Genomic DNA, 23,990 nt, shown 5'->3' with positions numbered 1-23,990 from the left:
TCAGGTCGGTGCGTGCGTGAAGTCGTTGGTCAGACGGCCGCGGGCTTCTTCTGCGGCTTGTTGACGGTGTTCGGGGGTGTTCCGGTCTTCTTGAACTGCTCGACGATGCGGACGGTCTCGCCCGCGATGGCGTCCTGCGCCTGATCGGTCGACGCGCCGACATGGTGCGTGCCGACGACGCCGGGCTGCTTGAGTAGGTCGTTGGTGAACTCGCCGGTTGGGGTGGTCGGCTCGTTCTCGAAGACATCGAGCCCGGCGCGGACGCCCTTGCCGGTGATCGCGTCGAGCAGGGCCTTCTCGTCGACGACGCTGCCGCGGCTGGTGTTGACGAAGATCGCGCCGGGCTTCATCGCGTCGCAGAACGCGCGGTCGATCATGCCCTTGGTGTCGGCGTTAGCGGCGATGTTCACGCTGATGACGTCGGCGTTCTTCGCGACATCGAGGGGCGTGGCGGCGCGCGCGACGCCCAGTTCGCGGGCGGCGTCGTCGGTGAGGGAGCGCGACCAGACGAGCACGGGCATTCCGAAGGCCCTGCCCACATTCGCGACTTCCTTGCCGATGGAGCCGAGCCCGACGATGCCGAGGGTGCGCCCGCGCAGGCCGCGGGCCTTGCCGAACTCCTTCTTGTTCCACTTGCCCTCGCGGAGCTGCTGCGCCTGGTCTGGCACGCGCCGGTCGCAGGCGAGGATGAGGGCCCAGGTGAGTTCGGCGACGGCGGAGGAGTTCATGCCGGGGCAGTTGGCGACGAACACGCCGTGCTTCGTGGCGGCGTCGAGGTCGATGTTGTCGACGCCGGCGCCGGCGCGCACGATGAGCTTGAGCGACTCGGCCTGGGCGAAGGCCGGGGCCTTGACCTTGGTGGAGCGCACGATGAGGACCTCGGGCGCGTGCTCGGCGAGCAGCGAGCCCATGTCGTCTGCGGTGGCGTCGGGGAGGGAGACGACCTCGCAGCCGAGGCGCTTGAGCCCCTCGACGCCGGCCTTCTCGAACTTGTCCGCGATGAGAACCTTCATCGTTGATCGCGCTCCTTCGTTCTTCGTTCCCGGGTGTCGGTGTGTTCAGTCAAGCATATGGACGAGCAGGCCCGGGCGGATCTTGGGCTCGAAACAGGTGCTTTTCGGGGGCATGGTCTTGTTCGCGTCGGCGACGCTGAGGAGCTGCCCGATCGCGGTTGGGTGGAGCGTGAAGACGACCTCGGCCTCGCCTTCGTCGAGCATGCGCTCGAGCTCCCCGACGCCTCGCGCCCCGGGGACGCACTCGATGCGCGGGTCGCTGCGCGGGTCGGTCACGCCCAGGATGGGCTCGAGCACGAGGTCCGCGAGGAGCGACACATCGAGCGAGCGGACGGGATCGTCGCGGTCGACGCGATCGGCGTGGAAGGTCGCGCGCCGCCAGCCGGGGACGCCCTTGATGCGCACGCCGACCGTGCCCGCGCCGCCCGGCTCGGGGGTCGACGCGTCGGCGATGTCGGCGACCCTCGCCAGCGCGTCGAGGAACTGCGCCGGGGTGAGCCCGCGCAGGTCGCGGATGGCCCGGTGGAAGGGAAGGATCTTCAGCTCGCTCGCCGGAAAGAGCGCGACGAGGTAGCGGTCGCACTCCAGGTCGCCCCGCCCGGCGCCGCGCTCCTCGCGCAGCGTGGACGCGACGCGAGACGCGGCGGCGCTGCGATGGTGCCCGTCGGCGATGTACGCGCCGTCCAGACGCCCGAAGGCCTCGACGAACGCCGAACCGTCCTCGACCGCCCAGACCTCGTGCCGGATCGCGTCCGTGAAGTCGTAGAGCGGCGCCCTGGAGGTGTGCTCGCGAAGCAGGGACTTGATCCGCTCGTCGTCGCGGCAGGCCAGCAGCACGGGCGCGGCGTGGGCGCGCACGGCGAGCAAGTGCGCGACGTGCCGGTCTTCCTTCGCCGAGAGCGTTTTCTCGTGCTTCTTGATGCGCCCCTCGTCGTAGTCGCGAAGGTCGACGCAGCACAGCAGGCCGGTCTGCGAATGAAACTCGCCGGCGACCTCTCCCGACTGGCGATACACGAAGACCCGCGCCGCGTCGTCGCGCACGAAGACGCCCTCGTCGAGCAGGCGCTTGAAGGCCTTGGCCGCCTGCGCCGGGACGCGTGCGTCGCCCTCGACGAGGGGCTCGGGAACATCCGCCTCCGCGTGCACGACATGGAGGAACGACGACGGGTTGTCGCGCGAGAGCCGGATGGCCTCCTCGCGAGAGTCGACGTCGTGGGGGAGACCGACGACCCGCCCGACCTGCTCGGGTCGGGGTCGGACGGCGTGGAAGGGGGAGATGCGCGGCATCGGGGGCGTCGGAGGGGGGCAGGCCGCGGCGATCCGGTCGTGCCGCGTGGGAAGGAAGGGTATCGAGGTCGGGGCCGGATGCGAGCGCCGGGGAGCGCCCCGGGGGCGAATAGTGCGTTCTCGGGCGTTGCCGACGACCCGTCCGGGGGCCATGCTTCGGGCGGGTGGGCGCCCGGCCGGCGATTCGCCCCGGGGAGTTGGAACCCCCCGGGCGCGAGCGCGTCAGAAGGCCACGACCCCCTAAGTGTCTGATCGAGGAGAAAGTGTGCGATGAACAGGTCAAAACGGTGTGAACTTTCCCGGCGAGCCGGCGTGATGCTCGCGGGCGCCCTCGGCGCGACGGTGGCCCTCTCCAGCGCGTCCATCGCCCAGCTCGGCGGCGGCGGCGCGCAGCCCCCGCGACCCGCGGAGCCCGCCGCCCCTGCGCAGCCGCGACCCGTGACGCAGGACGGCGTGCGCGTCGCCCCTCAGAGCGCGCCCACCGACGGTCAGCAGGTCCGGCGCATGATCCCGCCCCTCAAGGCCTCCCCCGAGAAGGTCGAGATGGGCGTCATCCGCCCCCACGGCAAGAAGACCGGCACGATCACCCTCACGAACACCGGCGCCGAGACCATCAACATCGCGCGCGTCAACTCCTCGTGCTCGTGCACCGTCGCCGAACTCCCCAAGCGCACCCTCGCCCCGGGCGAGTCGGTCGAGCTCACCGCGACGCTCGACGCCGGCGAGTTCATCGGCTCCATGCAGCGCACCGTGCGCGTCTATGTCGAGGGCTACGCGCCCCCGTTCGAGGTCTGGGTCACCGCCGATGTCGCGTACGACATCAAGGCCGACCCCGTCTTTGTCGGCGCCTTCCAGTCCGACACCGGCGAGGTCCGCGTCACCGAGATCAACGGCAAGCCCTTCAACATCCTCTCCGTCAACGGGGCCCCTGCGGTCTTCAAGGACTTCGACGCCGCCAAGGACAGCCCGAAGAGCGAGTACTCCCTCGTCTGGAACATCCGCGGCGTCGATTCGAAGGACCTGCCCCTGTGGTGGGTCGTCGAGACCGATCATCCCGACGCGCCGGTCGTCGACCTGCGCGTCCTGCACCCGGCCATCATGCCGCGCCCCGACCCCAGGCGCGCCTGGCAGCTCGGCGCCGATCGCTCCATGCTCGGCTACGTCACCCCGGGCCAGCCCTCGACCTTCACCATCAACGTGAAGGAACGCCGGCGCTCCGAGGATGAGCCCGGCATGCCCACCGTCTCCGGCAAGAGCGAGCACCTCAAGTTCTCGCTCGTGAAGTCCGAGCGCACCGACGAGGGTTACGCCTTCGAGGTCACCGTCGTGGGCACCCTGCCGGCGAACGGCTCGACCCTCATCAACGAGCCCGTCACCATCAAGTGGCGCGACACCGAGGAGACCTACTGGGTCTTCGGGCGTCTCGCCATGCGCCCCGACCCGCGCGCGGCCCGCTGATCCCGCCGCGCCCCGCGCACACACTCCGCGCCGGCGATGGGGATCCCCCGTCGCCGGCGTCTTTCGTCTCCGAACCCACGCATCGCACCCCGCCGCGAGCACGACGATGTCCGACACACCCCGGCGCGCCCCGGCGCGACGACCCGACCATTTCAAAAAAGTTATCTCCCTCGTCGCGGCCCTCGGCGTCGTGGCCTTCCTCGCGCTGGGCGTCTACGGCAAACTGCTCACCACCAAGCCCGTCGACCAGATCGAGCCCATCCCGGGCGAGTATCAGGCGATCTTCGAGGCGGTCGTCGGGCTCATGCTCCTGGCGCTCCATCGATGGGGCGTCATGTGGGCCTTCATCGCCGCGATGTTCAGCGGGTTCGTGGGCGTCGCGCTCCACCGGCTCATCATCGGGGCCGAGTCCTGCGGCTGCTTCGGGGGCATCTCCATCCCGCCCCACATCACGCTCACGCTCGACGCGGCCATCGTCTTCATGAGCGCGTGGCTCGCGCGCGCCTGGGGCCTGCGCCCCTGGGGCTTCGCCCTCACGCTCGTTCTTGCCCCCACGCTCCTGGTCGCCGGCGCGATGTACAGCCGCCACGCCACGCCCCCGGGCGAGCACGACGCCGACTTCGGCGACATCTTCCGCGAGATCGAACCCCCTTCCGAAACGATCCCCTCGCCCACCACGCCTCCCGACGCGGCGCAGCCCGCTGCGCCCACCGACCGGCCCGGAGGCGAGGACTTCGGCGCCGCCGTCGAGACCGGGCGCGTCACGGCGCGCGACGCGCTGCTGCGCCTGCCGCGCGCCTTCGAGCGCGGCGCGCTGGGGCAGGCCGCGAAGCCCGCGTGGATGGACGACCTCGCGAAGGCGTCATCGCCCGACGCGCCGCTGCCCTGGCTGATCTATGTCTACAACCGCAACTGCGACATCTGCCAGAAGCACCTGCCCGAGTGGACCGACGCGCGCCAGATCTACGAGGAAGACCTCGCCGCCGGGAAGGCCGCGATGGGGATCCTCGCGATCGAGTGGGAGGACCTGATCCCGCTCAAGATCCCGACCTGGTCGTGGGGCAACCAGACGCCCATCACCCTGCTCGTGCAGAACGGGCGCATCGTCCGCGACTGGCGCGGCGAGGCGCAGCCGGGCGTGATCGACCTCTACTTCACCACGCAGGACGAGAGTCTCGACGCGGCCCTCGAGCGCGAGCCGGCCAAGGGCGCGCGATGAACTAGGCCGCACGCTCCTTCTCCGTGGTGTCTTTCGACGACGCGGCGCGCGACACGCGCGTGTACCCGGCGGCCACGCCGAGCATGAACAGCCCGACGCCCAGCAGACTCGCGACCCTCCACGCCGGCTCGACCGACGAGAGGTCGATCCCGACCGCTTTCGCCGCCGCCGTCGCGAGCAGCGCCAGCCCGGCGTGACGCACGAGGGGGACCGAGCGCACGAACCCCGCGACGATCATGCCCGACGCGAAGATCGCCCACCACAGCGTCAGCGACGCGAGCTTGGCTGTCTCATCCTCGATATGCAGCGACGCCAGGCGCGCGACCTCCGCCGAGCTGGCGATGAACGCGACTCCGACCACGCCTGCCGCGCACATCGCGCGCACTCCGCCGCCGATCTCCGGCAGGATCGTCGCGCGGCGGGTCGCCCACCGGACGACGGCGTACCCCGCCCCGAGCGCGAGCGCCACGAAAAGGGCGTCGTGCAGCAGGGGCGCCGACGCGTCCTCGTCCCATCGCAGGACGGGCCAGCCCGAGAGCCAGGCGACCGCAGCGATCGAGACGCCGACGCTCGCGAACAGCTGCGCCGGCAAACGCGTCATCGCCGCGGCGCCCAGCGCGTACGCCGTCGCGATCACGACCCACGCCACGCTCAGGCCCCTGGTCGTCGCTTCGTCGCTGACCACCGAGAGCAGGAGCAGGGTCGCGCCGATCCACAGGAAGCCCAGGCGCGTCGCGTCGCGCACGCTCGTCGGGCTGCCCGGGCGCGTGAACACTGCCGCGAGCGTCCAAGAAAGGAAGCCCAGCGACGCCATCACCGTCCAGCGGGTCAGCACCACGCCGCCCAGGTCGATCGTTTTCCAGGGCGAGATCGTGAACAGCCCGCTGTTGGTCAGCTCGAACGCCAGCTCGACGAAGACGAGTCGCGCCGTCGCGAGCGCCAACGCCACGACGCCGTAGACGCGCAGCCCGCGAGAGCCGATCGCGCGCGCCGCCGCCAGCGACGCGACCGCGAGCGCCAGCCCGGCGAAACTCAGCGCTTCGTCGCTCAGCGCCATCGCCAGCGCGAGCGCCAGCAGCGCGCCGCACTGGCACGCGAGCGCGACGCCCAGACTCGAGGACGCGCGATCCACCGGCGCGCGCAGAACCGCCAGCCCGCGCCCGAGCGTGAACGCCAGCGCGCCCGTCAGCGCCGCCCCGATCGCCGGCGCGTGCCAGGTCGTCAGCCCGCGATCATCAAGGACGAGGATCGCGAAGGAGATCGCCCACGCCGTCAGCGTGAAGCTCGTGAGCAGCCGGGGCGCAGCGCGCTCCCACGCGTTCGTGTGTCGCTCTCCGGATCGATCGTCGCGCCGGCACGCCCAGACCGTCTCGGCGTGGACCAGGGCCCAGCACGCGCTGACGAAGGCGATCGCCAGCGCAGGGTGCGTGGCGCCAGCGTCATACACCCACAGCGTGCCCAGGCCCAGCGTGCCCAGCAGCGCCGCGACGCGAGGCGCCGTGAACACCGGCCCGAGGCGCGCGTTCAGCACGAGCCCCGTGACCAGCAACGCCAGCAGATAGGAGGGCAGGAACGCCGGCGCCGCCGCGGAATCGCGCAGCAGGATCGGCGCGAGATACCCCCCGGCAAGCGCGAGCGTCGCGACGAACGCGAGTTTCGCCCGGCTGCCGAGCACCACGCCCAGCGCGACGATCACGAAGAGCAGCCCGAACGCGCCGGAGGGCGACACCAGGGAGTACATCGCGTGCGACGCGAACGCCGCCGCGTACATCACGCCCAGCCCGGCCGAGGTCAGCCCGGCCGACGCCAGACGACCCCATCGACGCAGCGCGATCTCGCCCGCTGCCAGCAGGGCCGCGCCGAACGCGCCGGCGCTCAGGCACTTCCACCCGTCGGGGATCCGTCCCAGCCAGCCCTGGTCGTACGCGAGCTTGAGGAAAAGCCCGGCCGCGACGACCACAGCCACGGCGCCCGCCGCGGCGAAGGTCTTGCCGCCGATGAGTCGCTCGATCTCGAAGGACGATCGCCGGTGGGTTTGCGTCGGGCCGTCCTGCGCCGCTCGCGTGGGCGTCTCGCCCAGCCCGGTCAGCTCGCGGGTGGGGATCGACCGGCTCTCGGCCTGGTCCGGCTCCGACGCGAGGGGTCTCTCGGGCTCGGGGGTGGGCGCGAGGGCTGGGAACACAGCGTTCTCGAGGCGCTGAACGCGGCAGGCGAGTTCCGCGACCCGGAGACGAAGCATGTGGTCTGGCGAAGCGGTCATTCGGGCTCCTTCGCCCCGAGGGGCGTTGCGGGACCCTTCCAGACTAGCATTTGCTAACTGTATGTCAAGTAAATATTAACTTTTCTCTAAATGCATGTTCTACATCGAGTTGCGCTGCTGCTTCGCGCGGGTTGGCGTGCGGCTCGCCCCGCACTCCGGGCAGACCGGCGCTCGCGACCGGGGCAGGCCGGCGAAGTCGTACCCACACCGGACGCAGGTCGCCCCGGGCGACGCGACGACGACGCGCCGGTCGAAATGGAACCTCGCTCTCGCGGCGACCACGAGGGACGCGTACAGAGTGAGGGCGGCCAGGATCCACAGCAGCGGGCCGATCCACACCAGGAGGAACAGGCACAGCAGCAGGGGGGGATAGACCACGGGCAGCGAGCGTCGCAGGTCGGTCCGCCACAGCGCCGCCATCACGGCCCCGGTGAACGCGAAGTTCGCCGCAAAAACCCCGGCCACCAGCATCGTCGTGCCCAGCGCGACCGGCTTGCCGGCCCCGGTGAGCGCCGCGATCGCCCCTGCGCCCCCGATCAGCGCGTGCGCGGCGCTCACCACGCCAAAGAGCGTCGCGAACCGCGCGGGCCCGAGGTTTGGTTGCGCTCGATCGGCCACCGCGCCATGCTACAAGCCGCACCCTCGTGGGGTTCCCCGTGCCCGGGTCTGATACGATTGGGCGATCTCCCGTCGCGGGCATCCCGCTCGCGGCTGTCCCTCGAAGCCGAAGGAGGATGCGCCATGGGCGTCGCCGCACCGATGAACCTGAAGAAGTGGGTCAACGACCACCGCGACAAACTCAAGCCGCCGGTCGGCAACCAGTGCATGTACGACGAGGGCGACTTCATCATCATGATCGTGGGCGGGCCCAACGCCCGGCGCGACTACCACATCAACACCACCGAGGAGTTCTTCTTCCAGATCGAGGGCGACATGAACCTGCGCATCCTCGAGAACGGCAAGCCCCGCGATGTCGTCATCCGCGAGGGCGATGTGTTCATGCTCCCGGCCAACATCCCGCACTCGCCCCAGCGCCCCGCCGGCACCGTCGGGATGGTCGTCGAGCGCAAACGCCCCGAGGGCGCCGTCGACATGCTCCGCTTCAACTGCGAGAAGTGCGGCGCCGTGCTCCACGAAGACACCTTCGAGCTCGAGAACATCGTCACGCAGCTCAAGGCCGCGATGGAGAAGTTCTGGAGCAGCGACGACCTGCGCACCTGCAAGAAGTGCGGCGCCAAACTCGAGAAGCCCGACGGCCCCATCATGCCCGTCGACTGATCGCTCATGCTCAAGATCGATGTCCACACCCACATCCTGCCCGAGACATGGCCCAACCTCTCCGAGAAGTTCGGCTACGGGGGGTTCGTGCGCCTCGAGCACTGCGGCGACTGTCGCGCGAAGATGATGATCGACGACAAGTCGTTCCGCGAGATCCAGTCCAACTGCTGGGACCCGAAGGTCCGTCTCGAAGAATGCGACGCCTGCAATGTCGATGTGCAGGTGCTCTCGACGGTCCCGGTGATGTTCAACTACTGGGCCAAGCCGCGCGACACGCTCGACATCTCGCGCATGCTCAACGACCACCTCGCCGGGGTCGTCGCCGATTTCCCCGACCGATTCGTCGGGCTGGGCACCATCCCCATGCAGGCGCCCGACCTCGCGTGCGAGGAATTGGAACGCTGCGTGAAGGACCTTGGCATGCGCGGCGTGCAGATCGGCACGCATGTCAACGGCTGGAACCTCGACGAGCCCACGCTGTTCCCGGTGTTCGAGACAGCCGCGAAACTCGGCGCCGCGGTCTTCGTGCACCCCTGGGACATGCTCGCGCGCGAGCGCATGCAGCAGTACTGGCTGTCCTGGCTCGTGGGCATGCCCGCCGAGACGACGCTGGCGATCTGCTCGATGATCTTCGGGGGCGTGTTCGAGCGACTGCCCGACCTGCGCGTCTGCTTCGCGCACGGCGCCGGCTCGTTCCCCGGCACCTGCGGGCGCATCTCGCACGGCTTCGATGTCCGACCCGACCTCTGCGCCGTGCACAACGGCAAGAGCCCCATGGACTACATGGGCTCGTTCTGGGCCGACACGCTCGTGCACGACCAGGAGTGTCTGCGCCGGCTCGTCTCGCTGCTGGGCGCCAACCGCGTGTGCCTGGGCAGCGATTACCCCTTCCCGCTGGGCGAGCACCGACCGGGCGAACTGGTCGAATCCATGCCCGACCTCGGCGAGAAGACGCAGGCGATGCTGCTCAGCGGAGCCGCGCTCGAATTCCTGAACATGACGGAGCGCGACCTGCGCGCCAAGGGCGCGGGCAAACTCCGCGACGCGATCAACGACACGAGAGGAGCCAGGGGTTGACCAGTCTCGCAGCGCACCACGAGTTCGACGCGAAGGCATTCCTCGCGCAGGTCGACGATTCGGACGAGTGCGCACGCGCCCTCGACGAGGCCGACCCCCTGCGCGCCGAGCGAGCGCTCTTCGCGATCCCGCGCGACAAAGCGGGCAAGGAGCACGCCTACTTCTGCGGCAACTCGCTGGGGCTCATGCCGAAGTCCGTCCCCGACGCGATGGCGCAGGAACTCAAGGACTGGGGCGACCTCGCGGTCGAGGGCCACTTCCACGCGAAGAACCCGTGGTTCTCGTACCACGAGATCTTCCGCGAGATGGGAGCCCGGCTGGTGGGCGCGATCCCGGGCGAGGTCGTGATGATGAACTCGCTCACGGTGAACCTGCACCTGCTGATGGCGTCGTTCTATCGCCCCACGCCCGATCGCTACCGCATCCTCATCGAGAAGGGCGCGTTCCCCAGCGACGAGCACGCCGTCGCGAGCCAGGCGCGGTTCTACGGGTTCGACGCGTCGGACGCGATCCTGCACATCACGCCGCGCAAGGGCGAGGACACGATCCGCGAGCAGGACATCGAGAGCGTGCTGAAGCGCGAGGGCGAGTCGGTCGCGCTCGTGCTGCTGGGGGGCGTGAACTACGCGACGGGGCAGTTGTTCGATATGGCGCGCGTCACGAAGGCCGGGCACGACGCCGGCGCCGTCGTCGGCTTCGACCTCGCCCACGCCGCCGGCAACGCGCCGCTGCGCCTGCACGAGTGGGGCGTCGATTTCGCGGCGTGGTGCTCGTACAAGTACCTCAACAGCGGGCCCGGGGCGGTCGCCGGCGCGTTCGTACACGAGAAGCACTGGGACGCCGACTACCCGCGCTTCGAGGGCTGGTGGGGCAACGACCCCTCGACGCGCTTCCGCATGGGGCCCGACTTCGTGCCCGGGCTGGGCGCCGAGGCGTGGCAGCTCAGCAACCCGCCCATCTTCGCGATGACGCCCCTCAAGGAATCGCTCGCGATCTTCGACCGCGTGGGCATGCACGCGCTGCGCGCCAAGTCGCTGCGCCTCCACGCCTACACGCGCATGCTCGTCGAGAAGATCAGCGAGGAGCGCTTCGGCAGCAAGCTCACGATCGTGACGCCCAGCGAGGACTCCGCCCACGGCTGCCAGTTGTCCATCCGCGTGCAGGGCGCGAAGGCGGCCCAGCAGGCGCTGATGCAGCGGGGCGTCGTCGCCGACTTCCGCGAGCCCGACATCGTGCGCATCGCGCCCGTCCCGCTCTACAACACCTTCGCCGACTGTCTGCGCTTCGCGTGGGCGATGGGTGAACTCGCGTGAGCGTGCACACGCGCCCGGTCGTCACCGTCTTCGGCGCAGGGCTCGCGGGCGCGCTGTGCGCGATCCGCCTGGCGCGAGCCGGCTTCCGTGTCGAGCTCTACGAGCGCCGCCCCGACCCGCGCGTCGCCGGAGCGGCGGGGGGCAGGTCGATCAACCTCGCGCTCTCCACCCGGGGCATCGAGGCGCTGCGCGAGATGGACCTCCACGAGCCCGTCCTCGCCGACGCCATCCTGATGCGCGGGCGGGGCATCCACCCCCTGCGCGGCGAACGCGTCTTCCAGCCCTACAGCGCCGATCCGAATAAGGGCATCTATTCCATCTCGCGCGCCGGGCTCAACGCGATCCTCCTCGACGCCGCCGAGAAAGAACCGAATGTCTCGATCGTCTTCAACACGCGCTGCGTGGGCGTCGACCTCGACAGCATGGAGGCGACGATCGAAGACCAGACCACGCGCGAGCGCACCACGAAGCGCTGCGAGGTCGTGATCGGGGGCGACGGCGCCTTCTCCGCCGTGCGCTCCAGCATGATGAAGCGCGACCGCTTCGACTACCACCAGTTCTACCAGACGCACGGCTACAAGGAGCTCGAGATCCCGCCCGCCGAGAACGAGTCGGGCGAGTTCGGGAAGTTCCGCATTGATCCCAACGCGCTGCACATCTGGCCGCGCCGCTCGTACATGATGATCGCGCTGCCCAACAGCAACGGGTCGTTCACCTGCACGCTCTTCGCCCCCTTCGAGGGCGAGCACGGGTTCGAGTCGATCAGATCCGACGACGATGTGACGCGGTACTTCGAGCAGCGATTCCCCGACGCCGTGCCCCACATGCCCGACCTGCTCGAGGACTTCCGCGCGAACCCCACCAGTTCGCTCGTCACCGTCCGCTGCTTCCCGTGGGCGCTGGGCGGGCGCGTCGCGCTCATCGGCGACGCGGCCCACGCGGTTGTGCCCTTCTACGGGCAGGGCATGAACGCCTCGTTCGAGGATGTCCGCGTGCTGGGCGAGTGCGTCGAGAAGAGCCCGCACGACCTCGGCGCGGCGTTCGCCGAGTACCAGGCCCGGCGCAAGCCGGCGGGCGACGCGATCTCGCAGCTCGCGATCGACAACTTCCTCGAGATGCGCGACCATGTCGGCTCGCCGGCGTTCCGCAGGAAGAAGAAACTCGAGCTCTGGCTCGCGAAGACCTTCCCCCGGTGGTACACGCCCCTCTACGAGATGGTCACCTTCTCGACGATCCCCTACCACCTCGCGGTGCGCAAGGCCGCGGCCCAGGACCGCATGGTCGTCGCGGCGTTCGTCGCGCTCGGCGCGTTCGCGTTCTTCATTGTGGCGGCCACCGTCGTCGCGTTCTCGGTCTAACACCGGAGAGACCCATGCTCTACGACATCACGCCCGCCGTCACGCCGCAGTTGGCGGTGTGGCCCGGCGACACGACGCTGACGCGCGAGACGCTGATGGATATCGACAAGGGCGACTCGGTCACGCTCTCGACGCTCCGCTCCACGGTGCACCTGGGCGCCCACGCCGACGGGCCCAACCACTACGCGAAGGGTGGCGCAGGGATCGGCGAGCGACCGCTGACGCACTACCTCGGTCCCTGCCGCGTCGTGAGCGCGACGGTCTCGCGCGGCGGGCGCGTGCGCGCCGAAGACCTCGCCCTCGACGACCTCGACCAGATCAACGCGCACCGCGTGATCATCCGCACCGGCACCTTCCCCGATCCGTACAACTGGAACACCGACTTCGCGGGTCTCGACCCCGCGCTGGTGGACGCGCTCGCCGAGAAGGCGGTCATCACCGTCGGCATCGACACCCCCAGCGTCGACCTGCAGGAGAGCAAGGACCTGCCCGCCCACGCCGCCTTCGCGCGCCACGACATGGCGATCCTCGAGGGCCTGCGCCTCGACGGCGTGCCCGACGGGAAGTACGAACTCATCGCGTTGCCCCTGAAACTGCTCGGTTTCGACGCCAGCCCGGTTCGCGCGGTGCTGCGGACGATCGATTCGCCGCTGCGGCTGCGCGCGGATTAATCGCCCAGGTACGCGATGACCTTCAACTCCACCGCGATCGGCGTCGGCAGCGCGCCGACCTCCACCGTGGTGCGCGTCGGCCGGTTGTCACCCGTGAAATACTCGGCGTAGACCTTGTTGAAGGCCGCGAAGTCGCGCTCCATGTTCGTCAGGAACACGCTGACATCCACGATGTCCTCCCACGGCACGCCCGCGGCGTCGAGCACCGCCTTGATGTTGCGCATCACCGAACGCGTCTGCACGACGATGTCGTGATCGACGACCTTGCCGCCGGCGTCGAGCGTCACGCCCGGGATGACCTTGCTGCCCCGCTCGCGAGGGCCGATGCCCGAGAGAAACAGCAAATTCCCGACGCGCCGCGCGTGCGGGTACGGCCCCACCGGCTCGGCGGCGGAGGTGGACTCGATGATGTTCTTGTTCGGCTCACTCACGCTGGATCTCCCTCGCGATCTCGTGGCACGGCTGCGCCGTACCACGCCACCCATTCTGGTCTTCTCTTCCTACTGCCTTGTGCCTTGTGCCTCGTGCCCAATCTTCACACACACATTCTTCGGCTCCGTGAAGAACCGCAGCGCCTCGTCGCCCCCCTCGCGCCCGACGCCCGAGTGCTTCACGCCGCCGAAGGGCGTGCGCAGGTCGCGGAGCATCCAGCAGTTCACCCAGACGATGCCCGCCTCGATCCTCGCGGCCACGCGGTGCGCACGCGACAGGTCGCGCGTCCACACGGTCGACGCCAGCCCGTAGGGCGTGCAGTTCGCGAACTCGATCGCCTGCGCCTCGTCGTCGAAGGGCGTGATCGTGACGACCGGGCCGAAGATCTCTTCCTGCTGCACGCGGCAGCGCGGGCTCAGCCCAGTGATAACCGTCGGCTCGTAGAACGCGCCCCTGGCGCAGCGGTCATTCACGGGCTGCGCCGGGGGCCGGCCGCCCAGCAGGATCTCGCCTCCCTCCTCGCGCGCCAGGTCGACATACCGCGCGACCTTTTCGCGATGCTCGCGCGAGACGAGCGAGCCGATGTCCGTGCCCGGGTCGAGCGGGTCGCCAACCTTGAGTCGTGACGCGCGCTCGACGAAGCGTTCAACGAACGCGTCGTAGGCGGGGCGCTCGACGAACACGCGGCTGCCGCAGAGGCAGATCTGGCCCTGGTTCGTGAACGCGGCGCGGACGCTCGTCTCGATCGCGTCGTCCATGTCGGCGTCGGCGAAGACGAGGTTGGGGTTCTTGCCCCCGAGTTCGAGCGAGAGTTTCTTGAAGCGGGGCGCTGCGCTGCGCGCGATGGTCTCGCCGGTGGTCGTGCCCCCGGTGAAGGTGATGGCCTTGATGAGCGGGTGTTCGACGATCGCGCCGCCGCAGGTGGCGCCACGCCCGTGCAGGATGTTCAGCGCGCCCCTGGGCAGCCCCGCCTCGACGCACAGTTTCGCGAGGAGGAACGCCGTCATGGGCGTGACCTCGCTGGGCTTGGCGACGACGCAGTTGCCGGTGGCGAGGGCGGGCGCGATCTTCCAGGTGAAGAGGTAGAGGGGCAGGTTCCAGGGCGAGATCGCGCCGACGACGCCCAGGGGGCGGCGCAGTGTGTAGTTGATCGCGACGCCGTCGGTGTCGTGGAACTCGCTGCGCGTCGTGGTGATCGCGTGCGCGAAGAAGCGGAAGTTGCTCGCGGCCCGGGGGATGTCGACGCGCGTGCACAGCGAGAGGGGCTTGCCGGTGTCGTGGCACTCGGCCAGCGCGAGCGCGTCGAGGTTCTGCTCGATCAGGTCGGCGAGGCGCAGGAGGATTTTCGAGCGCTGCTCGGCGGGCGTGGACGACCAGCCCGGGAACGCCGCGTGGGCCGCACGCACCGCGTCGTCGACATCCTCGGCGCCCGAGTCGGGCAGTCGCGCGATGGACTCGCCCGTCGCGGGGTTCGTGTCGTCGAGCCACGCGCGCGAGCGGGGCTCGCGGAAGTCGTTGTCCAGAAAGTTGAGGATTGAGTCAGGCATGCGGGAGAAGGCATGAGGCACGGGGCACAAGGCACAAGAGAGAGAGGGATCAGATGGTCGCGGTGCGGCCGCCGTCGACGCGGATGGATTCGCCGGTGATGTACGACGCGGCCGGGCTGCAGAGGAACGCGATGAGCGACGCGGCCTCGCGCGGCTCGGCGAAGCGCCCGAGCGGGATCTCGCGCTTCATCTGCTCCTCGATCGCGTCGGTGCTGGTCTCGCCCCTGGTCGCCTTGCTCTGCACCAGCGACGCGAGGCGCTCGGTCGCGGTGAAGCCGGGCAGCATGTTGTTGACGGTGATGCCGAAGGGACCGAGTTCCATCGAGAGGGTTTTGGCGAGCGACGCCATGGCGCCGCGGATGGTGTTGGAGACGCCCAGCCCGACGATGGGCTGGCGGACCGAGGTCGAGATGATGTTGACGATGCGCCCGTACCTCGCGCCCTTCATGCCCGGGACGAGCGCCTGCGCGAGCGCGTGGGCGGCGAGGACATGGCTCTCGAACGCGCGCCGGAAGTCGTCGGGTTTGGCTTCGATCGCGAGCCCCGGCGCGGGGCCACCGGCGTTGTTAATGAGGATGTGCGCGACCTTGTCGACATGCAGGAAGCGCTCGATGGCGCGGGCGCGCGAGTCGGGGTTGCCCAGGTCGGCGGCGATGCAGTCGTGGCCCTGCCCGGCGTGCGCACTTGGGAGCGGGAGTTCGGCGCGGGCCTTCTGGAGGTCGTCCTCGCTGCGAGAGAGGAGCGTGACCGACGCGCCGAGTGCCGCCAGTTCGATCGCCGTCGCCTTGCCGATGCCCTTGCTGCCGCCGCAGACGAGGGCGCGTTTGCCGGTCAGGTGGAGGTCCATGGGGGCAGTGTATGGGTTGGAGAAGGGAGCGGGGAATAGGGAGCAGGAAGAGCGCGATCACTTGATCAGGCGCGTGCGTCCCAGGTCGGGGATGAAGGGCAGGCGCACGGGCCCGAGGTTCAAGACCTGTGGCGCCGGCCAGAAGACGATCACCGCTTCGCCCATCAGCATGTCGCCCGGGACGACGCCCGGCGTCGCGCCGGTCTGGTCGGCGACCCAGGGGTTCACCATGTCCCACAGGCGTGAGTCGCGGCTGTTGCCGCTGTTGTCGCCGGCGGCGAAGAACTCCCAGTCACCCGTCGTCGCGAGGTGGCCCGGGTGCGAGCCGAACCCGGGCGTCGCGATGCCGGGGCCCGTCCAGCGTACGGCGGGCTGGTAGTAGAGATCGCGGTCGATGCCGGCGTTGTGGAGGACCGGGTAGCCGGGGAACGACCCGCTCCGATCCGGCGTGACCTCGATCGACACGCGCGGCTGCTCGTAGATCGCCGGGTTCGAGAGATCGGCGATATCGGGGTTGCGCAGCACCGACTCGAGTTGCTCGTCGGTGAGTCGCGTCGAGTGGCGCAGACGATCGAGGGGAGACCAGTCGTACTCACCCCGCGCGATCGTGCGCCCATCGACGCGCAGTTCGAGCGACTGATCGACATGATGGAACTCGATCTGGACGGCGGCGTGCGGGCGCAGCACGGGCGACCCGGGCTCGCCCAGATTCTTCCAATCGGGGTCGCCCTGGCGGCGCATCTGGATGCGCGATCCGTTCGCGTCCATCAGCGCGCGGAACTCGTGGGAGCGCGCCGCGATGGTGAAGGCGACCTGCGAGGGCGGGTCTCCCATCGGATCGATCCCGGCGCGCACGCGGATGTCGCTCGTGGGATACACTGGCATGCGACCCGCCATCGGGGTCTCGTTGTAGGGCGAGAACTCGACGATCGGGCGGACGGTGTTGTCCCAGACGAGCGGGCCGGGGTTGGGAGAGTCGGCGCGCAGGGTGCGCCCGTCGTGGACCCAGCCCTCGCCGCGCCAGGGGGAGCGCCACGCGCGCCCGTCGAAATCGCGACTGAGCGGGGTGTGGTCGGACCCGTGGATGGGCCACCAGACATCATCCTGGATGTAGCGGGGCTTGCGCGCGATGGACCAGCCGGTGGAGAGATCGTCGGAAGCGCTGGCCGGGCGGGTGAAGACATCGCCGTCGACGAGCCAGAGGTCCTCGTTGGGGAGGCCGAGGAGGCGCTTGATGTAGTTCTCGCGCGGGTTCTCGGGCATCTTGAAGACGATGACATCCCAGCGCTTCGGGTGGTGGAACCAGTTGTACTTGAGGACCGCGATGCGATCGCCCGAGCGGATGGGGAACGACCCGGGGGGCATCGGCACGCCGCTGACCGGGTCGGTGACGCGAACGGGCTGGGCGGGCGTGCCCTGCACGCGCGCCGGGGGCTGGTTGGGGTCGGACCAGGGGTTCACGGCCCAGGTGAAGCCGGACTGGGGCGAGGTGAACTGCATGTGGGCGCCGCGGAGCGTGGGCGCCATGGAGCCGGTGGGGATGTGGAAGGTCTCGAAGAAGAACCCTCGGAAGATGAGCACGACCACGAACGAGATGATCAGCCCGATGATGGATTCCTTGGGGGTCTCCTTGCGGGCTGTCGGTGCGTGGGCGGCGGCGCTCATGGGGCGAAGGATAGCGACAGGGCTCGGACGGGGCCCGATCGCGCGACGGGATCTGCCCCCCGGCGCGTCTGATGCTTCCCGGACCCGCCCTTGCGGGAACCCAACGCCCCCTCGCGTGTTCAATGGAGGGGTTTGATCCGTGCACCGTTCCCGATCCCGCCGGCCGGGCCCGTCCCGAGTCGGGGGGTGTCTTTCGGAGTTCATCGACGCTCATGACGACCGCTATGCCCACAGGAACACGAGAGACGGTTGATGTCCGCGAGGTCGCGCGCGAGGTGGAGGCCCACTCGGGCCCGATCAACGCGCTGGTCGAGCAGGTCTCGCGCGTCGTGGTGGGGCAGCGCCCGATGGTCGAGGGCCTGCTGCTGGGCCTGCTGACCGGGGGCCATGTGCTGCTCGAGGGCGTCCCGGGCCTCGCCAAGACGCTCACGGTCACGACGCTGGCCCGGGCGATGCACGCGAAGTTCGCGCGCATCCAGTTCACCCCCGACCTGCTGCCTGCCGACCTGGTGGGCACGCTGATCTACAACCCGCGCGAGCACACCTTCTCGCCGCGCCGGGGGCCGATCTTCGCGAACCTGGTGCTGGCCGACGAGATCAACCGCGCGCCGGCCAAGGTGCAGTCGGCCCTGCTCGAAGCGATGCAGGAGCGCCGCGTGACCATCGGCGACGAGACGCACGACCTGCCCGTGCCCTTCCTGGTGCTGGCGACGCAGAACCCCATCGAGCAGGAGGGGACCTATCCGCTGCCCGAGGCGCAGGTGGACCGCTTCATGCTCAAGCTGAAGATCGGGCACCCCAGCAAGAACGACGAGCGCGAGATCCTCGACCGCATGGCGTTCACCAGGCCCGAGATCGCGATCGAGCCCGTGATCGAGGTGGACGCGATCATGGCGGCCAGGCGCATCGTGGATCGCATCTACATAGATCCCAAGGTGCGCGACTACATCGTGGAGCTCGTGCACGCGACGCGCGAGCCGAAAGCGCACGGGCTCGACGCGCTGGCGCGGTTTATCGAGTTCGGCGCGTCGCCCCGCGCGACGATCAGTCTGGCGCTGGCCAGCCGCGCCCGGGCGTTTCTGAAGGGGCGCGGTTTCGTGACCCCCGAGGATGTGAAGGGCGTCGCGCTCGAGGTGATGCGCCATCGCGTGCTGCTGAGTTACGAGGCGGAGGCCGAGGGGTACGACTCCGACGCCGTCGTCCGCGAGGTTCTGAACAACATCCCGACTCCCTGAAGCACCGCTTTGCTACGCATGAAGACGAAGGCGCCACAACCCGTCCGGTCGCGCCGCGGCGCGAAGACCCCCGAGGAACTGATGGCCAAGGTCCGTCGGCTCCGCGTGGTGTCGTCGCGACTTGTCGACGAGTTGTTCGCCGGCGAGTACCACAGCGCGTTCCGGGGCCGCGGCGTCGAGTTCGCCGAGGTCCGCGAGTACCAGCCCGGCGACGATGTGCGCACCATCGACTGGAATGTCACGGCGCGCGAGAACAAGCCCTTCGTCAAGCAGTTCGACGAGGAACGCGAACTCACGATCGTCCTCGCGGTCGATCTCTCCGCCAGCGGCGCGTTCGGCACGGGCGAAGAGTTCAAACGCGAGCGGGCCGCGGAAGTGGCCGCCGTCCTCGCGCTGGCCGCGGCTAAGAACGGGGACAAGGTCGGGCTCATGCTCTTCACCGATCGCGTGGAGCTCACCGTCGTCCCCGAGAAGGGCGTGAAGCACGCGACGCGGATCATCCGCGAGGCGCTGGGCTTCGAGCCCCGCGGCGCCGGGACGAACATCGCCGGCGCGCTCGAAGAACTCGCGCGCGTGCTGCGTAAGAAGGCGGTCGTCTTCGTGCTCAGCGACTTCCTGGCGGGCGAGGAGGACGCGTTCGACCGCCCGCTGCGAATGCTCGCGAGCCGGCACGACGTGATCGCGATCACCCTCAACGATGAGCGAGAGAAACGCGTCGAGCGGGGCGGTCTGTTCCGCTTTGAGGACGCCGAGACCGGCGCGACGCGCGTGGTCGATCTGGCGTCGCGTCGCGCGCGAGAGGCGTACGCGAGCGCCGCCGCGGCCCGCGAGGAACGGCTGCTGCGCTCGCTGGGGGCGGCCGGCGTCGATCGCATCGAGGTCCCCATCGACGGGCCCTATGTGAACGCGCTGCTGCGGTTTTTCACGAAGCGCGAGCGGAGGAAGGGCCGATGACGCGCCCGTCTTTCTTCGCGATGGCATGCGCGGCGATCACGACGCCGAGCGTCGCGATGTCGACGCCGCCCGTTGAGTATTCGCGGGTCACCGGGCCCGGCGTGCATATAGAGGCCACCGTGTGGTCGAAAGCGACCGTCGCGCGCACGATCAGTTTGAACATCTCCGTGCGCACCGAGTCGGGCGTTCGTGTGGAGTGGCCCGGGACGCTGGTCGTGGGCAACGAACTGGGAGGGATGACGATCGCGCGTGTCCGCGAGCACGCGGACACGATCGACGCGGACGGGTCGCTGGTCTCGACTCGCGTGTTCTCTCTCGAGCCGTTCCTCCCTGGCGCCGCGACCGTGGGCCCGCTGGAGTTCGTCGCGCAGGACGCCGGGGGCGAACGGCGCACACTCGTGCTCGGCGCGATGACCGTCACGGTCGTGTCGGTGCTTCCCGACGCGTCTGTCGTCGAGGTCACCGAGCCGATGGGCGTGGTCGATCTCCCGCCCGAGGAGGCGTCGCGATGGGGAGGGATCGCCCTGGGCGCCGGCGCGGCGCTGGCGCTCGCTGGCGTGGCGGCGGGGGTCCTCGTGGCGCGGCGCAGGGCGCGTCGCGAGCCGAGCGCAACGCCCTCGGAGCGGGCGCTGGCGGCGCTGGCGATGCTCGAAGAGCGCGTGCGAGGCGAATCGGGCATGTGCGCTCGCCCGAGCAGCGACGAGGCGTACACGGCGCTGTCGACCATCCTGCGCCGGTACATCGAGGAGCGCTTCGCGGTGCGCACGACCGTGCTGACCACGGAGGAGTTCTTCTCGCACGACGCCACGCGCAGCGTGCTGCCTCAGGACGCGACCGACGCGCTGCGCCCGCTGCTGGCGGCGTGCGACGAGGTGAAGTTCGGCGCGTTCGCGCCCGGGCTGCGCGCCGCGGGTGAGGCGATCGATCAGATCCGCGCGTTCGTCGCTCGTTTCGGCGACCCCACGCCCGAGAGCGAGGGGCGCCCGTGACCCGGTTTGAATCCCCGCTCGCGCTGCTGCTGCTTCTCGCGATCCCGGTCGCGTGGCTGCTGATGCGCGCGCGCGACCGGCGCGCGTCGGTCGTGATCCCGTCGCTGTCGCTGGCGAGCGCGGTCGGGCGTTCGTGGCGGACCACCGGCGCCGCGCTGCTGACGCCGATGCGTCTGCTCGCGATCGCGGCGCTCGTGCTGGCGGTCGCCCGGCCCCAGAGCGGCGTGGGGAAGACGAGCGTCGTGACCGAGGGCGTCGCGATGATGATGGTGGTGGATCGTTCGGGCAGCATGAACGAGGCGATCTCGTTCGAGGGGCGTTCCGTCACGCGCATCGCGGCGGTCCGTCAGATCCTGCGCGAGTTCGTGCTCGGTACGCGCGAAGCGGCCGAGCTCGACGGCGACGGCGCGCCGCGCCGCCCCGACACGCTGCCCGGGCGCCCCGACGACCTGATCGGCATCGTGACCTTCGCGCGGTACGCCGAGACGATCTGCCCGCTGGTGCGCGACCCGCGCGCCGTCGCGGCGCTGGTCGACACGATCGAGCTGCCGATCCTGCGCGCCGAGGACGGCACGGCCATCGGCGACGGCGTTGCGCTCGCCGCCGCACGGCTCAAACGCGCCGAAGAGGACCTGACCCGTCGCGCGATGATGCTCGCCAGCGGCAGAGACGCGCCGCTGGCAGACGGAGAGGTATCGGTCGACGCCGGGTTCACGATCCGCGGCAAGGCGATCGTGCTCCTGACCGACGGCGAGTGGAACACCGGCGAGGTGCACCCCCTGGAAGCGGCGCAGATGGCGAAGGAATGGGGGATCCGCGTGTACACCATCGCCGTGGGGGGTGGCGACCGGGTGATCCAGACGCCCATGGGCCCGATGCGCGTGCCCGCGCGCGGCATCGACGAGACGCTCCTGCGCGAGATGGCGTCGATGACCGGAGGAAAGCACTTCTCGGCGAGCGACGCCGACGGGCTGCGCGAGATCTATGCCGCGATCGACGCGCTCGAGAAGACGCGCGTGGAGTCGCGTCAGTACACCGAGTACGAAGAGCTGTTCTGGCCCTTCGCGGCGGCGGGCGCGGGCCTGCTCGCGCTCGAGCTGCTGCTGGGCGCCACGATCCTGAGGAGGACGCCGTGAGCGTGCGATGGCTCCAACCCGAGGCGCTGACGCTGTTGTGGGGCGTCGCGGCGCTGGCGTTCGTGGTCGCGGCGGGCCTTCGCGCCAGGCGTTCGTCGCTCCGCGCGTTCGCGTCGCGATCGATGCTGCGCGAGGTCGTTCGCGGCGGTTCGACATCGGCGGCCGGCCTGCGCGCCGCCTGCGCCCTGGCGGCCCTCGCGCTCGCGTGCGTCTCGCTCGCGCGCCCGGCGTGGGGGGAGAAGGAACGACAGGTCACGCGCACCGGGCGCGATGTCGTCTTCGTGGTCGATGTGTCGCGCAGCATGCTCGCGCGGGACCTGACCCCCAACCGGCTCGAACGCGCGAAGCTCTCCATCCGCGACGCCATGCGCGTCATCCAGGGCGATCGCGTCGGCCTCGTCGCCTTCGCGGGCAGCGCCAGCGTGCGATGCCCCCTGACCTACGACCACGGGTTCTTCCGGCTCGCGCTCGACGAGATCTCGCCCAGGTCCGTGGCGCGCGGCGGCACCATGATCGGCGACGCGATCCGCGTGACCATGGACACGCTCTTCAGCGACGACACGGACGCGCGCACGCGCGACATCATCCTCATCACCGACGGCGAGGACCAGGGCAGCTTCCCCATCGAGGCGGCGCAGGAGGCCGGCGCACGCGGCGTGCGCATCATCGCGATCGGGCTGGGCAGCGAGTACGGCGCCCCGGTCCCGACGGACGACCCGCGCACCGGCCAGTACATGCGCGCCCAGGGCGAGGTGGTCACCAGCCGGCTGGTCAGCGACACCCTCGAGCGCGTCGCCGCGGCCACGCCCGGGGGCGTCTACCTCGAAGTCGGCACCGGCGTGCTCGACCTCGACGAGATCTACGCGCAGCTCATCCGCAGCGCGGACCAGCGCGAGTTCGAGACCGCCGAGGCGCTGTCCGCGATCGAACGGTTCCAGTGGTTCCTGCTGCCGGCGCTGGGTCTGTTGGTGATCGAACTCTTCGTGAAGGGGCGTCGGTATGCGTAAGGCGCTGCTCGCGTGCTCGGTTGCGATGTCGATTGGCGCGCTCGCCGGCGCGTCGGCGTCGCGCGACGCCCGCGCGCTGCTGGCGCGTGGCAACGACGCCGCGTCCAGGGGCGACTGGGACATTGCCGAGCGTTCGTACCGCGAGGCGTCGTTGCTCGAGCCGTCGCGCGTCGAGACGCTCTACAACCTCGCGCGGGCGCTGCACGGCATGGAGCGCATCGAGGATGCCGAGCGCGCCTACGGGGACGCGCTGCGCCACGCCGGCGACCGGCCCGACATCGCGGCGCGCGCCCTGTTCAACCTGGGCGACCTGGCGGTGCGCAGGGCCGACGCGCTCGAGCAGGAAAACCCCGGGGGAGCGATCGACGCGCTGCGCGAAGCGTCGGCGCGCTACCGCGACGCCGGGCGGCTCGTGCCCTCCGAACCCTCCGCCGCCCGGAATGTCGAGGCGGTGAACCGGCGTATCCAGGCGCTCCGCGACCGCATGGCGCAGGAGAAGGCGAACCGCGAGGCGCTCGAGAAGCTCGCGCAGGAACTCGAAGACCTCGCGCAGGAGCAGGAGGAGAACCAGTCGCCTTCGCAGGACGAGCAACCCGAGCAAGGACAGGGCGATCAACCCCGGGATCAGGGCGATCAGTCGGGCCAGCAGGGCGAGCAGAGCCAGCCCGGGCAGGGCTCGGGCTCGCAGCCCGACCCGCTCGCGCAGAAGTCCCGCGACGCGGCGCAGGCGGCGGAGCGTCTTGCGCAGCAGATGGAGAACGCGGCCGACTCGCAGGGGCGCCCGGCGTCGCCTGCGTCTGACGCGCTGCGCGACGCGGCCCAGCGCCTGCAGGAGGCGGCGCAGCAGCGCGAAGAGTCCCGCAGCGCCGATCGGGAGGGGCGCCCCGACGAGGCCTCGAAACGCCGCGAGGAATCCGCGCGCCAGACGCGCGACGCCGAGCGCATCGTGCGCGAGCTCCTCGAGCAGGCCAGGCAGCAGCAGGACCAGAACGCCGAGCAGCAGGGCGAGGGCGAGCAGGGCGAACAGCAGGACAAGCCCGGCGAGGGCGAGCCGGCCGAGCAGGAGGGCCGCGAGGGCAGCCAGAGCGAGTCGCAGCAGTCGTCGGCGTTCGACCGCGACAACGCGCAGCAGAACAGCGTGGACCGGCTGCTCGATCGCGAGCGACGGGTGCGCGAGGCGCTGGAGCGCGCCCGGCGCCCGACGACCGGCCCGCGCGTGCCCGTGGAGCGTGACTGGTGAGGAG

21 protein-coding genes are annotated in these 23,990 nt (G+C 70.1%); 13 read left to right on the top strand and 8 right to left on the bottom strand.

What is annotated here, in order from left to right:
- Positions 1 to 29: 29 nt before the first annotated feature.
- On the bottom strand, positions 30 to 1,013 hold the full coding sequence (locus KF684_06185) for a hypothetical protein (protein ID MBX3352505.1): 984 nt from the start codon (positions 1,011 to 1,013) through the stop codon (positions 30 to 32).
- A gap of 45 nt (positions 1,014 to 1,058) precedes the next feature.
- Positions 1,059 to 2,300, bottom strand: coding sequence for a DUF1015 domain-containing protein (locus KF684_06180; GenBank protein ID MBX3352504.1), 1,242 nt, complete (start codon positions 2,298 to 2,300; stop codon positions 1,059 to 1,061).
- Between the two features lie 315 nt (positions 2,301 to 2,615).
- On the opposite strand from KF684_06180, the gene KF684_06175 reads away from it, so the two are divergent.
- Both KF684_06175 and KF684_06170 read left to right on the top strand, forming a co-directional pair.
- Positions 2,616 to 3,758 carry a DUF1573 domain-containing protein gene (locus KF684_06175; GenBank protein ID MBX3352503.1) on the top strand — a complete coding sequence of 381 codons (1,143 nt, stop codon included), beginning with the start codon at positions 2,616 to 2,618 and terminating at the stop codon, positions 3,756 to 3,758.
- Positions 3,759 to 3,864: 106 nt separating this feature from the next.
- Positions 3,865 to 4,977 (top strand): hypothetical protein, encoded by a 1,113-nt coding sequence (locus tag KF684_06170; protein ID MBX3352502.1) that lies wholly within the window; start codon positions 3,865 to 3,867, stop codon positions 4,975 to 4,977.
- Between the two features lies 1 nt (position 4,978).
- On the opposite strand, the gene KF684_06165 is transcribed toward KF684_06170, so the two are convergent.
- A complete protein-coding gene (locus KF684_06165; GenBank protein ID MBX3352501.1) occupies positions 4,979 to 7,237 on the bottom strand; it encodes a DUF2339 domain-containing protein in 2,259 nt (752 codons plus the stop codon).
- A 99-nt stretch (positions 7,238 to 7,336) separates the two neighbouring features.
- A complete protein-coding gene (locus KF684_06160; protein ID MBX3352500.1) occupies positions 7,337 to 7,855 on the bottom strand; it encodes a hypothetical protein in 519 nt (172 codons plus the stop codon).
- A gap of 123 nt (positions 7,856 to 7,978) precedes the next feature.
- Between KF684_06160 and KF684_06155 the strand changes: the two genes are divergently transcribed.
- The 5 genes from KF684_06155 to KF684_06135 are packed head-to-tail and all read left to right on the top strand — an operon-like array spanning position 7,979 to position 12,934.
- On the top strand, positions 7,979 to 8,515 hold the full coding sequence (locus KF684_06155) for a 3-hydroxyanthranilate 3,4-dioxygenase (protein ID MBX3352499.1): 537 nt from the start codon (positions 7,979 to 7,981) through the stop codon (positions 8,513 to 8,515).
- Positions 8,516 to 8,521: 6 nt separating this feature from the next.
- Entirely contained in the window at positions 8,522 to 9,592 is a 1,071-nt protein-coding gene (locus tag KF684_06150; GenBank protein MBX3352498.1) for an amidohydrolase, read from the top strand.
- Positions 9,589 to 10,905: a kynureninase gene (kynU, locus tag KF684_06145; protein MBX3352497.1), complete on the top strand. Its 1,317-nt coding sequence runs from the start codon at positions 9,589 to 9,591 to the stop codon at positions 10,903 to 10,905. The genes KF684_06150 and kynU overlap by 4 nt, the downstream gene beginning before the upstream one ends.
- The gene (locus KF684_06140; protein ID MBX3352496.1) at positions 10,902 to 12,263 is read left to right on the top strand and encodes an FAD-dependent monooxygenase; all 1,362 of its coding nucleotides are present in this window, start codon (positions 10,902 to 10,904) and stop codon (positions 12,261 to 12,263) included. Before kynU ends, KF684_06140 begins: the two co-directional genes overlap by 4 nt.
- A 14-nt stretch (positions 12,264 to 12,277) precedes the next feature.
- Entirely contained in the window at positions 12,278 to 12,934 is a 657-nt protein-coding gene (locus KF684_06135) for a cyclase family protein (GenBank protein MBX3352495.1), read from the top strand.
- Here KF684_06135 and KF684_06130 read toward each other — a convergent pair.
- The 4 genes from KF684_06130 to KF684_06115 all read right to left on the bottom strand — a co-directional run bounded on the left by KF684_06130 (position 12,931) and on the right by KF684_06115 (position 17,425).
- A complete protein-coding gene (locus KF684_06130) occupies positions 12,931 to 13,365 on the bottom strand; it encodes a RidA family protein (GenBank protein MBX3352494.1) in 435 nt (144 codons plus the stop codon). The two genes, KF684_06135 and KF684_06130, sit on opposite strands and share 4 nt — an antisense overlap.
- Before the next feature lie 69 nt (positions 13,366 to 13,434).
- Positions 13,435 to 14,913, bottom strand: coding sequence for an aldehyde dehydrogenase (locus KF684_06125; GenBank protein ID MBX3352493.1), 1,479 nt, complete (start codon positions 14,911 to 14,913; stop codon positions 13,435 to 13,437).
- Between the two features lie 49 nt (positions 14,914 to 14,962).
- Positions 14,963 to 15,760, bottom strand: coding sequence for an SDR family oxidoreductase (locus KF684_06120; protein MBX3352492.1), 798 nt, complete (start codon positions 15,758 to 15,760; stop codon positions 14,963 to 14,965).
- A gap of 57 nt (positions 15,761 to 15,817) precedes the next feature.
- A complete protein-coding gene (locus tag KF684_06115) occupies positions 15,818 to 17,425 on the bottom strand; it encodes a hypothetical protein (GenBank protein ID MBX3352491.1) in 1,608 nt (535 codons plus the stop codon).
- A 224-nt stretch (positions 17,426 to 17,649) separates the two neighbouring features.
- Between KF684_06115 and KF684_06110 the strand changes: the two genes are divergently transcribed.
- Genes KF684_06110 through KF684_06085 form a run of 6 tightly spaced genes read left to right on the top strand, consistent with a single transcriptional unit; the run spans position 17,650 to position 23,986 of the window.
- The gene (locus tag KF684_06110) at positions 17,650 to 18,660 is read left to right on the top strand and encodes an AAA family ATPase (protein ID MBX3352490.1); all 1,011 of its coding nucleotides are present in this window, start codon (positions 17,650 to 17,652) and stop codon (positions 18,658 to 18,660) included.
- An 18-nt stretch (positions 18,661 to 18,678) separates the two neighbouring features.
- Positions 18,679 to 19,614 carry a DUF58 domain-containing protein gene (locus KF684_06105; GenBank protein ID MBX3352489.1) on the top strand — a complete coding sequence of 312 codons (936 nt, stop codon included), beginning with the start codon at positions 18,679 to 18,681 and terminating at the stop codon, positions 19,612 to 19,614.
- Positions 19,611 to 20,603 carry a hypothetical protein gene (locus KF684_06100; protein MBX3352488.1) on the top strand — a complete coding sequence of 331 codons (993 nt, stop codon included), beginning with the start codon at positions 19,611 to 19,613 and terminating at the stop codon, positions 20,601 to 20,603. Before KF684_06105 ends, KF684_06100 begins: the two co-directional genes overlap by 4 nt.
- The gene (locus tag KF684_06095) at positions 20,600 to 21,739 is read left to right on the top strand and encodes a VWA domain-containing protein (protein MBX3352487.1); all 1,140 of its coding nucleotides are present in this window, start codon (positions 20,600 to 20,602) and stop codon (positions 21,737 to 21,739) included. Before KF684_06100 ends, KF684_06095 begins: the two co-directional genes overlap by 4 nt.
- Positions 21,736 to 22,746, top strand: coding sequence for a VWA domain-containing protein (locus tag KF684_06090; protein MBX3352486.1), 1,011 nt, complete (start codon positions 21,736 to 21,738; stop codon positions 22,744 to 22,746). Before KF684_06095 ends, KF684_06090 begins: the two co-directional genes overlap by 4 nt.
- Positions 22,739 to 23,986, top strand: a complete 1,248-nt coding sequence (locus KF684_06085) for a hypothetical protein (protein MBX3352485.1) — start codon at positions 22,739 to 22,741, stop codon at positions 23,984 to 23,986. Before KF684_06090 ends, KF684_06085 begins: the two co-directional genes overlap by 8 nt.
- The last annotated feature ends 4 nt before the right edge of the window (positions 23,987 to 23,990 follow it).

Source organism: Phycisphaeraceae bacterium, from assembly GCA_019636675.1.
Lineage (GTDB): Bacteria > Planctomycetota > Phycisphaerae > Phycisphaerales > UBA1924 > JAHBXC01.
The sequence above is the reverse complement of the archived record's forward strand: the minus strand, read 5'-3'. Positions and strand labels throughout refer to the sequence as shown.